This window comes from Streptomyces sp. CRN 30 (genome assembly GCF_034105845.1).
Window position 1 is genome coordinate 1 of the sequence record NZ_JAVRHI010000439.1, and the last position, 12,719, is coordinate 12,719.

Consider the following 12,719-nt stretch of genomic DNA (forward strand, 5'->3'; position numbering starts at 1 on the left):
CCCGGGTCGGAGGCGGCCACGGCCGCCGCCCCGCGCACGGCCGCCGCCGCGGACGACGGTGCCGTCGCCGCCGTGAGCCCGTCCGTCCGCGGCGATGCCACTCAGGTCAGGGAGGTCCGATGAGTGCCGGGGATGCCGGGCCGCGCAAGGGGCGTTTCCCCCTGCGGGTCAGGCGGCGGCCCGTCGTGTGGGAGCGGCAGGTGCCGACCTGGCGGCAGGCGCGGCCCGCGATCATCACCGGGGCGCTGAAGCGGGCCGGTGCCCGGCCGTCCGGCAACTGGTTCGTGCTCGGCGCCCGGAGCGACGTACGACCGGGCCGTCCGCTCGCCGGGACCGTCGCCGGTGAGGAGGTCGTCGTCTGGCGGGACGCGCGCGGGCGGCTGGTGGGCGGGCCGGGCGTGTGCCCGCACCTCGGCGCACCGCTCGCCGACAGCCCCGTACGGTGCGGCACCCTCGTCTGCCACTGGCACGGACTCGCATTGGACGGCACGCCGACCGCCGGATGGGAGCCCCGGCCCGTGCACGACGACGGCGTCCTGGTCTGGGTCCGCCTCGACCGCGCGGGCGGGGAGGAACCCACCGCCGCGCCCGTGGTGCCGGCGCGGCCCCCGCTCGCCACGGCCGTCCACTCGGTGTGGCGCGGCGTCGGACGCTGCGACCCGGAGGACGTGGTCGCCAACCGCCTCGACCCCTGGCACGGCGCCTGGTTCCACCCGTACTCCTTCGTCGATCTCACCGTCGTGAGCGAACCCGACGGGACCGACGACGGCGACCGGTTCGTCGTCGACGTGTCCTTCCGGCTCGGCGGCCGCCTCGTCGTCCCGGTCCGCGCCGAGTTCACCGCCCCCGAGCCCCGCACCGTGACGATGCGCATCACGGAGGGGGAGGGGGTGGGGTCCGTCGTGGAGACGCACGCCACGCCGCTCGGGCCGGACGAGTCCGGCCGCCCCCGTACCGCCGTCGTCGAGGCCGTGCTCGCCGCCTCGGAGCGGCCGGGGTTCGCGGTCGCCCGGCGGCTCGCACCGCTGCTGCGCCCCGCGATGGGCGCCGCCGCCGGCCGGCTGTGGCGCGACGACCTCGCCTACGCCGAACGGCGCAGGCACCTGCGCGACCGGGGCGAGTTCCCCGGCTGACCGACGAGACCGATGAGGAAGACGCCATGCAGACCTTCCTTCCGCACCCCGACTTCCGCGCGTCGGCCCTCGCACTGGACCGCCGCCGCCTCGGCAAGCAGCGGGTCGAGGCGCTCCAGGTGCTGCGCGGCCTGACCGTGCCGGGCTACGGCTGGCGGCGGCACCCGGCGGTGAGGATGTGGCGCGGCTACGAGGAGGCGCTGGTCCGCTACGGCCTGGACATCTGCCACGTCTGGCGCGACCAGGGACACCAGGACAGCGTCGCGGCCTCGCTCGTCGCGGGCATCGGCGAACTGCGCCCCGGCGCCCCGGTCCGCGGCCAGGCGGAGCTCGCGGACGCGGGTGAGCTGCCGCCCTGGCTCGGCGACGAGGCGTTCCACCTCAGCCACCGCTCCGCGCTGGTGCGCAAGGAACCCGAGGTGTACGCGGCCCTGTTCCCCGAGGCGCCGGACGACCTGCCCTACGTCTGGCCCGACTCCGACCGGGCGGGCCTGCTGTGAGCGGGCACCTCGCGCGGCCGCTCCGGGCGGGTTCCCCCGGCGCCTTCTATAGGGTGACCGCGTGGCGAGTGCGGAGGACCGGGGCAGCCGGGGACGACAGCGGGGGACGGACACGACGGCGGGAGCGGCGCCCCCCGACACCGGTCTGGCGGCCTTCGCCGTGCAACTGCGCCGGGCGAACGGCGAGATCAACCGGCTCGTGCACGGTTTCGCCGGTGAGTACGGTCTGCACGCCACGGACGTGCAGGCGCTCGCGGCGATCCTCGACGCCGAGGAGCCCATGACGCCGGGGCGGCTGCGCGAGCACCTCGGTCTCACCTCGGGCGCGGTGACCGCGTGCGTGGACCGCCTTGAGCGGGCGGGACACATCCGCCGGGTCCGGGAGAGCGCCGACCGCAGGGTCGTCCACCTCCACTACGCGTCCGGCGCGATGGCGTCGGCCCGTTCGTACTTCCGGCCGCTGGCGCGGGCGACGGACGCGGCCCGCTCGCGGTTCACCGAGGACGAGCTGGCGGTGGTGGTGCGTTTCCTCGCCGCGCTCAACGAGGAGATGTCCGCGCTCGGACCGGACCGGAAGTAAAACTCTCTCGATGATTGAGATAACTTGATGATTGAGATTGTTCCGTCATCGAGCTAGCTCTGGAGAGCCATGCCCGTCTCCCCGCGCCGGACCCGCTGGGTCCGGTGGCTGCTGCCCGCCCTGCTGCTGATCGTCTGGCTGGGGGCCGGCGGGACCACCGGCCCGTTCGCCGGCCGCCTCGGCGAGGTCGCCACCAACGACCAGGCCGCGTTCCTGCCCCGCAGCGCCGAGTCCACCGAGGTGATCGACGAGCAGAAGGCGTTCTCCCAGGACGAGACGCTCCCCGCGATCGTCGTCTGGACCGCCGACGGCGACACCGCCGTACGCGACCGGCAGGGCGCGGCCACCGAGGCGCTCGCCTCCCTCACGGGCACACCCGGCGTGACCGGTGAGGTCTCGCCCGCGGTCCTCGCCGAGGACGGGAAGGCACTCGAAGGCGTCGTCCAGCTGCGGCCCGACCTCGGCGACGGCCTCGCCGACGCCCTCGACCGCATCCGGGACGCCGCGGGCGAGGTCCCCGGCACCGAGGTGGGCATCGCCGGACCCGCCGCCAGCCAGGCCGACCTCTCCGACGCCTTCGCCGGCATCGACGGCCTGCTGCTCGTCGTGGCACTCGTGGCGGTCCTCGTCATCCTGCTGCTGGTCTACCGCAGCGTGCTGCTGCCCTTCGTCGTCATCCTCGGCGCGGTCTTCGCGCTCGGCGTGGCCTGCGCCGTCGTCTACGTCCTCGCCGACCACGACGTCGTACGGGTGGACGGCCAGGTCCAGGGCATCCTCTCCATCCTGGTGATCGGCGCCGCCACCGACTACGCGCTGCTGCTGACCGCCCGCTACCGGGAGGAACTCGCCCGCCGCGAGGACCGCTTCGCCGCGATGCGCGCCGCGCTGCGCGAGTCCTGGGGCGCCGTCGTCGCCAGCGCCGCCACCGTCGCCCTCGGCCTGCTCGCCCTGCTGCTCAGCGACCTCACCAACAACCGCGCCCTCGGCCCGGTCGGCGCCATCGGCATCGTCTGCGCCGTCCTGACCACCCTCACCTTCCTGCCCGCCGTCCTGGTCCTGCTCGGCCGCGCCGCCTACTGGCCCGCCCGGCCCCGGCAGGCCGAGGAGCGGCGGGGCATCTGGCACCGGGTCGCCGGCCTGGTCGACCGTGCCCCGCGCAAGGTCTGGGCCCTCTCCCTGATCTGCCTGCTGGCCGCCGCCGCGTTCGCCCCCGCCCTGGACTCCGAGGGCGTCCCGCTCGACGAGACCTTCGTCGGCGAGGCGCGGTCGGTCGAGGCGCAGCGCACCCTCGGCGAGCACTTCCCCGGCGGCTCCGGCAACCCCGCGGTCGTCATCGCCGACGCCGGCCGCCTTGAGCAGGTGACGGCCGCCGCCGAGAAGACCGACGGCGTCGCCTCCGCATCCCCCGTCACCGCCTCGGGCCGTCCCGGCGGCGGGGAGCCGCTGACCGTCGACGGCCGGGTCCGGGTCGACGTCACCCTGGCGGACGCCGCCGACAGCGACGCGGCCAAGGACACCGTGGCCCGGCTGCGCGACGCCCTGCACGCCGTGGACGGCGCGGACGCCAAGGTCGGCGGCTACACCGCCCAGCAGTACGACACGCTGCGCACCGCCGAGCGGGACCGCACCCTCATCGTCCCCGTCGTCCTCGCCATCATCTTCGTCATCCTGGTGGCGCTGCTGCGCTCCCTGCTGCTGCCGGCCGTGCTGGTGGCCACCGTGGCGCTGAACTTCCTCGCCACCCTCGGGATCTCCGCCCTGGTCTTCCCGCACGTCTTCGGCTTCACCGGCACGGACCCCTCCGTACCGCTGTACGGCTTCGTGTTCCTGGTCGCCCTCGGCGTGGACTACAACATCTTCCTGATGTCCCGGGTCCGTGAGGAGTCCCTGCGGCACGGGGTGCGCCAGGGCATCCTGCGCGGTCTGGTCACCACCGGCGGGGTGATCACCTCCGCGGGCGTGGTGCTCGCCGCGACCTTCGCGGCGCTCGGCGTGATCCCGCTGGCGTTCCTGGTGCAGATCGCCTTCATCGTCGCCTTCGGTGTCCTGCTCGACACCCTGGTGGTGCGGTCCCTGCTGGTGCCCGCGCTCGCCCGGGACATCGGCCGCCGGGTGTGGTGGCCGGGCCGGCTCAGCCGTAAGTGATGTGACGCCGCGCGCGGCGGTGCGCCGACCCGGGGGGTCAGCGCATCGCCGAGCGCTCCTTGGCGAAGTCGTACAGCTCCTCGGAGGTCGAGATCAGCTCCTGCTGCTCGGAACGGGAGCCGACCATCGGCTGCGACCCGTGCAGCGGCACCTGCGCGCTCTCGGGGAGGAACTTCACGGTCACCAGCCCGATGACACCGGCCACCATCAGGTAGTACGCCGGCACCAGGTCGTTGCCGGTGGCGTTGACCAGCGCCTCGGTGAACAGCGGGGTGGTGCCGCCGAACGCCGCGACGGCGAAGTTGAAGCCGATGCCCATGGCGGCGTAGCGCACCGCCGTCGGGAAGAGGGCGGGCAGGGTGGCGGCGCTCGGCGCGGCGAAGCAGGCCAGCAGCGTGGCGAGGATCAGCACGCCGAACACCGGGCCCACCGTGCCGTCCGCCTTCAGGAGCAGGAAGGAGGGGACGGCGAGCAGGATCATCGCGACGGCGCCGACCGCGTACAGCGGACGCCTGCCGACGTGGTCGCTGAGCCGGCCGAGGAAGGTGATGAGCAGGACGATCCACACCATGCCGATGAGGACCAGCAGGTCGGCGAAGCTGGTGGAGCGGCCCAGTGTCTCGGTCTGGTAGGTCGGCAGATAGCCGGTGACCATGTAGTTGGTGACGTTGTAGAGCAGGACCAGGCCCATGCAGATCAGCAGCGGCCGCCAGTGCCTCTTCACGATCGTCCTGAACTCGCTGCCCGCCGACTCCTGGGCCATGTTCTTCTCGTGCTCGTCCAGTTGCTGCTGGAAGGCGGGGGACTCCTCCAGCTTCAGCCGCATGTACAGACCGATGACGCCCAGCGGACCGGCGATCAGGAACGGCAGGCGCCAGCCCCAGGAGAGCATCTGGTCGTCGCTGAGCGCGAGGTTGAGGATCGTCACCAGCGCGGAGCCGAGGGCGTATCCGACGAAGGTGCCGAAGTCGAGCCAGCTGGAGAGGAAGCCGCGCCGCCGGTCGGGTGAGTACTCGGCGACGAAGGTGGTGGCGCCGCCGTACTCGCCGCCGGTGGAGAAGCCCTGCACCATCCGGGCGAGCAGCAGCAGGATCGGCGCGGCGATGCCGATGGTGTCGTAGCTCGGGATCAGACCGATGCAGAACGTGCCGGCCGCCATCATGATCATGGTGGTGGCGAGCACCTTCTGCCGGCCGATGCGGTCGCCGAGCGGCCCGAAGACCAGCCCGCCCAGCGGCCGGACGACGAACGCCGCGGCGAAGGTGGCGAACGACGAGATCAGCTGCGCGCCCGGCGAGGCGCCGGGGAAGAAGACCTTGCCGACGGTGGCGGCGAGGTAGCTGTAGACGCCGAAGTCGAACCATTCCATGCAGTTGCCGAGGGCGGAGGCGCCCACCGCGCGTTTGAGCAGGGGCCGCTCGACGACCTGCACGTCCTCCTCGCGGAAGGCGCGCTTGTTCCGTCGCAGCCGGCGGGTCAGCTCCTCACGGACCTGCCCCGGCATGTTCGCGACCGCTTTCGGCATCTTCATCCGGCCCAGAGGACCCGACCGGCCGTCGGGCTTGGCGTCTGACACGCTGCCGCCTTTCTGTTCCGTCACGGCTTTTGCCTACGCGAATTCTGTGCCGCACTGATCGTCCGGCGCACGCCGTGGCTGCTGCCCGGGTCGGCGCCGAGTCACACGGGGTCAGTGCGTGACAGTACCCGTTCCGGGGTGCTACGAGGCTTTTGTGACCCTCTGTCCGGTCGGGTGCGTGCCGCCGAACAGGTGGCGTACGTCACTCGTGCGCCCTGTGGGGCACCGCCGTTCGATTCAGTGACAAAGAGCAGGCGTGTTCGAGGAAAGTGCGGGTACGCGACCTGTTGCCGGTCCTCGCGGACCCGGCACTGCAACGGACGACTCGGGAGGGCGCGTGATGACGGCGGCGATGACGACGCGGAAGACGGACGTCGACGGGGAAACGGCCCGGCTGCCCACGGTCGCCGACCCGTCCAAGGTGGCGCCGAAGGACGCCCGTGAGCTGTCGCGGGTCTTCTTCGACCAGCTCGCGGTGTTGGAGGAGGGGACGCACGAGTACCAGTACGCGCGCAACACCCTGATCGAGATGAACATGTCCCTGGTCCGCTACGCGGCCTCCCGGTTCCGCAGCCGCGGCCCGGAGGAGCGCGAGGACATCGTCCAGGTCGGCATGATCGGGCTGATCAAGGCCATCGACCGGTTCGAGCTGACGCGCGAGGTGGAGTTCACCTCCTTCGCCGTGCCGTACATCGTCGGCGAGATCAAGCGCTTCTTCCGCGACACCTCCTGGGCGGTGCACGTGCCCCGCCGGCTCCAGGAGGCCCGGGTGGAGCTGGCCAAGGCGACGGACGAACTGCGCAGCCGGCTGGGCCGCACGCCGACCGTCAAGGAACTGGCCGAGCTGATGAGCCTGACGGAGAACGAGGTCGTCGAGGCCCGGCTCGCCGCCAACGGCTACAACTCCTCCTCCCTGGACGCGGCCCTCGGCGGCAGCGAGGACGGCGAGACCGTGCTCGCGGACTTCATCGGCACCGAGGACGCGGCGCTGGAGCTGGTCGAGGACTTCCACGCGCTCGCCCCGCTCATCGCCGAACTCGGCGAGCGCGACCGGCAGATCATCCACATGCGGTTCGTGGAGGAGATGACCCAGGCCCAGATCGGGGAGCGGCTCGGCGTCTCGCAGATGCACGTCTCCCGGCTGCTGTCGCGGACCCTGGCCCGGCTGCGCGAGGGCATGCTCACCACGAAGTGACCTGACCTCCGGTACGGCAGAGACCGGCGCCCCCGTCCGACGGGGGCGCCGGTCTCTGTCGTGGCCGCGGGCCGATCCTGTTCAGTCAAAGTTGACGAAATTGTTGACGATAACTCGGCGGGGTCATACGTTCACGTGCGCATCAGGCGTCCCGCAGCAGACAGGAGTGACGTGATGAAGCGCAGGAACATGGTGAGGGCGGTGGCCGTCACCGCCGCCGCACCGGCGCTGGCCGCCACAGCCGGGCGCGCGTCGGCCGCCGTCCGCCCGAAGAGCGACCCCCTCGCCTTCGACCCGGACGCGTACACCACGCTCACCGCGACGATCCCCACCGACGAGGGCGAGAAGACGGTGACGTACCGCTTCCACCGGGCCGTCACCTATGTCGCCCGGCCGGTCGACGCCGCCTACCAGTCCCTCAACGTCAGCGTCCCCGTCGCCGTGGACGGCCGGCCGGTCGACGCCTCCCGCGCGCCGATCCTGTTCAGCAACGCGGTCGGCGGCTACATGCCGTCCTCCACGGCGGGCGCGACCGGCGTCACCCTCAACCGGCCCAACCCGCCGCTGGCGCTCGCCGCGGGCTACGTCGTCGTCGAGCCCGGCGCCCGCGGCCGCACCCTCGTCGCCGCCGACGGCACGTACTACGGCACCGCGCCCGCCGCGATCGTCGACCTCAAGGCCGCCGTCCGCTACCTCAGGCACAACGCGGGCCGGATACCGGGCGACACCGAGCGCATCGTCGCCACCGGCGTCAGCGCGGGCGGCGCCCTGACCTCGCTGCTCGGCGCCACCGCCGACGACCCCGCCTACGAGCCGTACCTCCGCGAGATCGGCGCGGCCGACACCAGCGACGCGGTGTTCGGCGCGGCCCCGTACTGCCCGATCACCGACCTCGAACACGCCGACATGGCGTACGAGTGGAACTGGGGCACCAACCCGCTCCCCGGCGGCGGCCGGGCGGACCCGGCGCTCTCCGCGGAACTGCGCGCCCTGTTCGCCGAGTACCAGGCGTCGCTCCGGCTCGACGGACGACGGGGCTTCGGCCGCCTCACCGCCCGCGGCTACGACACCTACCTGACCAGGACCTATCTGGAGCCGTCGGCCACCGCCCACCTCGCGGCCCTGACGGCCGACGGGCGCGCCGCCTACCTCGCCGCCAACCCCTGGATCACCTGGAAGCGCGACAAGGCGTCGTTCACCTGGGACGACTACCTCACCCACGTGGGCACGCGGAAGAAGAACGTCCCGTCCTTCGACCTCCTCGACCTCTCCAGCCCCGAGAACAACCTCTTCGGCACCGGCACCGTCAAGGCGCGGCACTTCACCGAGTGGAGCCTGCGCCGCGCCACCGGCGACGACCGGGCCCGCCTCGACGCCGACCTGCCCGCGAAGCTCCGGCTGATGAACCCCATGCCGTTCCTGCGGCAGGGCAACCCGCACCGCGCCCGGCACTGGTTCATCCGCGTCGGCGCCAAGGACACCGACACCTCGCTGACGGTCGTCGGCAACCTCGCGGCGGCGCTGGAGAACCTCGGCGACGATGTCGACACCGCCTTCTACTGGGACGGCGGCCACGGAGTGAACCTGGACGCGCCCGACTTCGTCGCCTGGATCGGCCGGACCTGCGCCCGGTGACCCCGGGGCCCGGCCGACCCTGTCGGCCGGGCCGCTACCGGCGGCTGCGGACCAGCAGCCAGAGGAAGTACGGCGTGCCGATGACCGCCGTCATCAGACCGGCGCCGAGCTGCGACGGCGCGATCACCGTCCGGCCGAGCAGGTCGGCCGCGCAGACCAGCGTGGCGCCCAGCAGCATCGCGACGGGCACGACCCGCACATGGCGCCGGCCCACCAGGGCACGGGCCGCGTGCGGCGCGACCAGGCCGACGAAGCCGATGGTGCCCGAACAGGCCACGGCGGTCGCGCTGAGCAGGACGCCGATCAGGAGGAAGCCGAGGCGTCCGGCGCCCACCCGCAGCCCCAGCAGCCGGGGCGTGTCCTCGTCCAGCGACACCAGGTCCAGCTCGGTGCGCCGGGCCACCGCCACGACGACACCGACCAGCAGGACCAGCGCCACCGGCAGGACGTCCGGCAGCGTACGGCCGTAGGTGGAACCCGACAGCCAGGTCAGCGCCTTGGTGGCGTTGAACGGGTCGGTGAGCACGATGAGCATGCTGATCAGCGCCGTCGTACCGGAGGCGACACCGATGCCGACGAGGACGAGGCGGTTCTGCCGGAAGCCGTCCCGCGCGGCGAGACCGAAGACCAGGACGGCGGTGACCGCGGCCCCGGCCAGCGCGGCGCCGGCCAGGCCCCAGGAGGTGGCGGCGGCGGGCGCGGCGGTCACCAGCACCACCGCGCCGAGCGCGGCGCCCCCGGAGACCCCGAGGACGCTGGGCTCGGCCAGCGGGTTGCGGGTGACGGCCTGCACGAGCGTGCCGGACAGGGCCAGCGCCGCGCCCGCCGTCAGCGCCGCGAGCACCCGGGGCACCCGGGTGTCCAGGACGAAGGTGACGGTCCGTCCGGCCCGGCCCTGGAGCCAGTTGACGACGTCCCCGAGGAGCAGCTTGCTGTCGCCCACCAGGACGGCGGCGATCACGACCCCGACGAGGACGGCCACCAGGACGGCGGTGGTCGCCAGGAAGGCGGCGCGGCCCGGGATGCGCAGCCGGTCCGGCGCGCCGGACTCCCCGGTGTCCCGCACCCGCAGCGCCATGGAGACCAGGAAGACCGCGCCGACCAGGCTGGTGACCACACCCGTGGGCACGGCCACCGCGGTGTCGGCGGGGACCAGCGCCCGCAGCAGCACGTCCGAGCCGAGCACGAGCACCGCACCCGTCAGACCGGCCACCGGCATCGCGGCGCGGGCCTTGACCAGCCCCCGGAACCGGCGGGCCAGCGGCCGCGCCAGGGCGGGCGCGCACAGGCCGACGAAGCCGATCGGCCCGGCCAGTGTCACCGCTCCGGCGGAGAGCAGCGCGGCCAGCACGACGGCGGTGACGCGGGTGGAGCGGACGGGGACACCGAGGCCGCGGGCGGCGTCGTCGCCGAGGGCGAGCGCGTCCACCCGGCGGGCCGTCAGCAACAGCCCGGCCAGCCCGAGCACGGCGACCGGCAGGATCTGGAGCACGCCGTCGAAGCCGTTCTGGCTGATGCTGCCCTGGTTCCAGGCGTAGAGGCCCTCGGTCTCCTCGGGGAAGAGCAGCAGCAGCCCCTCCGTGACGGAGCTGAGCCCGAGGGCGAGGGCGGTGCCGGCCAGCACCAGCCGGACGGTGCCGGTGCCGAGGCCGGAGAGGCCGAGGACGACGGCCGCCGCCGCCAGGCCCCCGAGGAACGCGACCCCGGAGGAGGCGAGCAGCGGCAGGGAGAGACCGGACGCCGCCGCCAGGCCGAGCGCCAGGTACGAACCGGCGTTCACCGCCAGGGTGTCGGGGGCGGCGAGGACGTTGCGGCTGACGGACTGGAGCACCGAACCGGCCATGCCGAGGACGATGCCGACCAGCAGGCCGGCCGCCGCCCGCGGCAGCCGCGAGGCGATCACCACGGAGGCGTCGGAGGGGTCGGCCCGGCCGATCAGTGCCTTGCCGACCTCGGCGGGGCCGACGGAGGCGGTGCCCTGGGTGACGTCGACGACGGCCAGGGCGGCGACCAGGAGGACGAGTACGGCCGTCACCGCGGCCGCGCCCGACCGGGTGGTCGGAGCCGCCGGCGGGCCGATGGCGGGTTTCGTGGCGGTGACGGCCATGGCCTCGCTACTTCGTCAGGGTCTCGACGACGGCGTCGATGTACGCCGACATCGACCCGGGGCCGCCGAACATCCAGATGCCGTCGTCCAGCCGGTGCACGTCGCCGGCCTTCACGAACGGCAGGGACTTCCACACGGCGTTCTTCTTCAGCGCGCCGGTGAAGGGCGTCGCGCCGTCGTCCTCGTCGTTGCCGATGTACGCGAACCGCGTGTCCTTCGGCAGGTCGGTCAGGCCCTCGACGTCGGTGGAGCCGAGGCCGTAGGACTCGTCGCCCTTGACCGTCCAGGCGTTCTTCAGACCGATCGCCGTGTTCACCTCGCCGATGAGCGAGATGTCGGTGTACGGGCGCAGCGTCACCTGGTTGGAGGCGACGTAGCCGTCGGCGAAGGCGAAGTCCGTGCCGTCCAGGCCGGCGTCGGCGATGGCCTTCTTGCCCTCGTCGACCTTGGCCTCGAAGTCCTCGCGGAGGGCCTCGGCCTTGTCGGTGGTGCCGGTCGCCTTCGCGATCATGTCGACGTTGCCGAGCATCCGGTCGATCTGGCCGGTGCCGTCGGCGGACTTCACCGAGAGGACCGGGGCGATCTTCTTGAGCTGCTTGACCGCGGAGGCCGGCAGGTCGGTGGTGGCGACGATCAGGTCCGGCGAGAGCGCGGCGACGGTGTCCATGCTGGGCTCGCCGCGGGTGCCGATGTCCTTGGGGTCGTTCTTCAGCGGCACCGACGAGTCCCAGGTGTCGTACCCCTTGGGGTCGGCGACGCCGACCGGGTCCACGCCGAGCGAGACGAGGGACTCCACGACGTTCCACTCGGTGGCGACGACCTTGGTGGCCGGGCCGTCCAGCTTCACCTTCGCACCGGAGGAGTCGGTGACGGTGATCGCCTCCGAGGACTTCTCGGCGCTGTCCGCGGCCGGCTCGGTGGTGCCGCAGGAGGACAGGGCGAGCGCCGCGGCGGTGACGGTGACCGCGGTGAGGAGCGTTCGTCTCATGAGGTGGTGCCGAGCCTTTCACGTCGGGTGTGGTGACGGCCGATCGGGCGGGTGCGCAGCCGGCCGGTGAGGGGGTCGGTGTCGACATCGATGCGGATGCCGTAGACGGCGGTGAGCCGTTCCGGGGTGAGGACCTCTTCGGGCGTGCCGTCGGCGACGATGCGGCCCGCTTCGAGCAGGGCGACACGGTCGGCGACGGCGGCCGCCTGGTCGAGGTCGTGCAGGACGACGCCGACGGCGATGCCGTGGTCGTCGGCCAGGTCACGGATGAGGTCGAGGAGTTCGACCTGGTAGCGCAGGTCGAGGTAGGTGGTCGGCTCGTCGAGGAGCAGGACACCGGTCTCCTGGGCGAGGCAGCTCGCGAGCCAGACCCGCTGGAGCTGTCCGCCGGAGAGGTGGTCGGCGCCGCGCTCCGCCAGCTCGGTCACGCCGGTCAGGGCGAGTGCCCGGTCCACGGCGGCCGGACCGTCCGGGTCGGCCCGTCCCCAGCGGCCCCGGTAGGGGTAGCGGCCGAACTCGACGACGTCGCGCACGGTCAGTCCGCCGGGCGTGGGACGGCCCTGGGTCAGCAGGGCGACGTACCGCGAGAACTCACGGGACGTCAGCGCCAGGCCGTCGGTGTCGGTGTCGATCCTGAGCGTGGCGCTGCGGGCGCGCTGGAGCCGGGCGACCGTGCGCAGCAGCGTCGACTTGCCGCTGCCGTTGGGGCCGACCAGTACGGTCACCTCGCCGGGGCGCAGGTCGACCGCCGCGCCGTGCACGACGTCGACACCGTCGTACGCGACGGTCACGTCCGTCGCGGACAGCTCATGACCGCGCAACCGACGGGCGCTGTCCGTTTCTTCACCAGATCTCACCTG

At 73.1% G+C, this 12,719-nt stretch carries 10 protein-coding genes; 6 read left to right on the plus strand and 4 right to left on the minus strand.

From position 1 onward, the window contains the following. Positions 1-119 precede the first annotated feature (119 nt). The 4 genes from UW392_RS48355 to UW392_RS48370 all read left to right on the plus strand — a co-directional run bounded on the left by UW392_RS48355 (position 120) and on the right by UW392_RS48370 (position 4,358). The gene (locus UW392_RS48355) at positions 120-1,133 is read left to right on the plus strand and encodes a DUF5914 domain-containing protein (protein WP_320781745.1); all 1,014 of its coding nucleotides are present in this window, start codon (positions 120-122) and stop codon (positions 1,131-1,133) included. Positions 1,134-1,159: 26 nt separating this feature from the next. Next, the gene (locus tag UW392_RS48360) at positions 1,160-1,633 is read left to right on the plus strand and encodes an MSMEG_6728 family protein (protein WP_320781746.1); all 474 of its coding nucleotides are present in this window, start codon (positions 1,160-1,162) and stop codon (positions 1,631-1,633) included. A gap of 61 nt (positions 1,634-1,694) precedes the next feature. Beyond that, positions 1,695-2,213 carry a MarR family winged helix-turn-helix transcriptional regulator gene (locus tag UW392_RS48365; RefSeq protein ID WP_320781747.1) on the plus strand — a complete coding sequence of 173 codons (519 nt, stop codon included), beginning with the start codon at positions 1,695-1,697 and terminating at the stop codon, positions 2,211-2,213. Positions 2,214-2,282: 69 nt separating this feature from the next. Then, positions 2,283-4,358, plus strand: coding sequence for an MMPL family transporter (locus tag UW392_RS48370; RefSeq protein WP_320781748.1), 2,076 nt, complete (start codon positions 2,283-2,285; stop codon positions 4,356-4,358). 37 nt (positions 4,359-4,395) lie between these two features. Here UW392_RS48370 and proP read toward each other — a convergent pair whose 3' ends face one another. Beyond that, on the minus strand, positions 4,396-5,883 hold the full coding sequence (gene proP, locus UW392_RS48375; RefSeq protein ID WP_320781863.1) for a glycine betaine/L-proline transporter ProP: 1,488 nt from the start codon (positions 5,881-5,883) through the stop codon (positions 4,396-4,398). Positions 5,884-6,286: 403 nt separating this feature from the next. On the opposite strand from proP, the gene UW392_RS48380 reads away from it, so the two are divergent. Next, positions 6,287-7,129: an RNA polymerase sigma factor SigF gene (locus UW392_RS48380; protein ID WP_320781749.1), complete on the plus strand. Its 843-nt coding sequence runs from the start codon at positions 6,287-6,289 to the stop codon at positions 7,127-7,129. 174 nt (positions 7,130-7,303) lie between these two features. Further along, positions 7,304-8,764: a subtype B tannase gene (locus UW392_RS48385; RefSeq protein ID WP_320781750.1), complete on the plus strand. Its 1,461-nt coding sequence runs from the start codon at positions 7,304-7,306 to the stop codon at positions 8,762-8,764. Positions 8,765-8,798: 34 nt separating this feature from the next. On the opposite strand, the gene UW392_RS48390 is transcribed toward UW392_RS48385, so the two are convergent. From UW392_RS48390 to UW392_RS48400, 3 genes are read right to left on the minus strand one after another with little or no spacing between them, the layout of a single operon-like run. After that, positions 8,799-10,871: an iron ABC transporter permease gene (locus tag UW392_RS48390; protein WP_320781751.1), complete on the minus strand. Its 2,073-nt coding sequence runs from the start codon at positions 10,869-10,871 to the stop codon at positions 8,799-8,801. A gap of 7 nt (positions 10,872-10,878) precedes the next feature. Further along, complete coding sequence (locus tag UW392_RS48395; protein WP_320781752.1) at positions 10,879-11,859, minus strand: iron-siderophore ABC transporter substrate-binding protein; 981 nt, start codon at positions 11,857-11,859, stop codon at positions 10,879-10,881. Further along, a complete protein-coding gene (locus UW392_RS48400) occupies positions 11,856-12,716 on the minus strand; it encodes an ABC transporter ATP-binding protein (protein WP_320781753.1) in 861 nt (286 codons plus the stop codon). Before UW392_RS48400 ends, UW392_RS48395 begins: the two co-directional genes overlap by 4 nt. Positions 12,717-12,719: the final 3 nt, after the last annotated feature.